Below are 871 nucleotides of genomic sequence, written 5' to 3' on the forward strand. Positions count from 1 at the left end.
CTATTTTAGGTCTATTCTGTTCGTTTTTACACCGATTTATATGGGACAGCCCTGACCCCAACCCCAACCCTAACCCTAACCCCAGCCAGAATAAAAAAGCCGGCATTTGGTTAACAAATAATCAGCAGGACGCTTTACATATGCCTTCATTCCATGGCTACTTCACCTGCAAGCCTGCATCGTTGCAAACCGATATTAATCTAAGGTCTCTCCCCACCACTTTATAGATCAGCACACTCCCGCTGTATGCACCCAAAAGCCAGGAACCGCAGGCCGCCCAATACCTGGTATCTGTTGCCTTCACAAAGAATACATTCTGCGCATCAGAAACCCGCCAAAACAATCGGCCTTTAAATAAGCTTTTACTCTCAATATTGACAATCTTAATATTACTCCCCTTTGCCCAAAGAGCAATTTTCTTTCTAAAAAACTCTGATCTAATAGGCACCAGCAAATAGGGAACGACACCCAGAAATATAAGCGCGATTAAAAATACACCATTCCCCAAAGATGGGCTCAAAAGATGAGCCAATTTTCCCAAGCTAATCGACAGTAGTAGTACAATAAACGGCCGCATATTCACCACCGGGTCGTTAAACTCAAAGGAGGCAACCTATGCCATCCTTTCCTTTATATAAGGATGGCATAGGAACGGTCAGTGGCAAGATGGAAGAAATTATCAATCCAAAATCATTTATGTCTCATCTCGTCAAATCAGTCACAAAGCAACATGAAATTCGATGCACCCTGCGACTCATTCTTGCATCCCGCGTAACAAATATTACTGAAACACTTCAAGATTGACTCGACAATAGGAGATCAACACTTCGGACAGTTTCATGCAGCTATAGCCCCGTAGTCACTGTACCGT

At 43.3% G+C, this 871-nt stretch carries 1 protein-coding gene; it reads right to left on the reverse strand.

Going from position 1 to position 871, the window contains the following annotated elements:
* Positions 1–157: 157 nt before the first annotated feature.
* A complete protein-coding gene (locus MO867_RS22320) occupies positions 158–577 on the reverse strand; it encodes a hypothetical protein (RefSeq protein ID WP_252473263.1) in 420 nt (139 codons plus the stop codon).
* Between the last annotated feature and the right edge of the window lie 294 nt (positions 578–871).

The organism is Microbulbifer okhotskensis, from assembly GCF_023895975.1.
GTDB lineage: Bacteria > Pseudomonadota > Gammaproteobacteria > Pseudomonadales > Cellvibrionaceae > Microbulbifer > Microbulbifer okhotskensis.

Bases quoted from the DNA above. Each gene is read 5' to 3' on its own strand.
- MO867_RS22320 (WP_252473263.1), bottom strand. From the start codon at position 577: ATGCGGCCGTTTATTGTACTACTACTGTCGATTAGCTTGGGAAAATTG.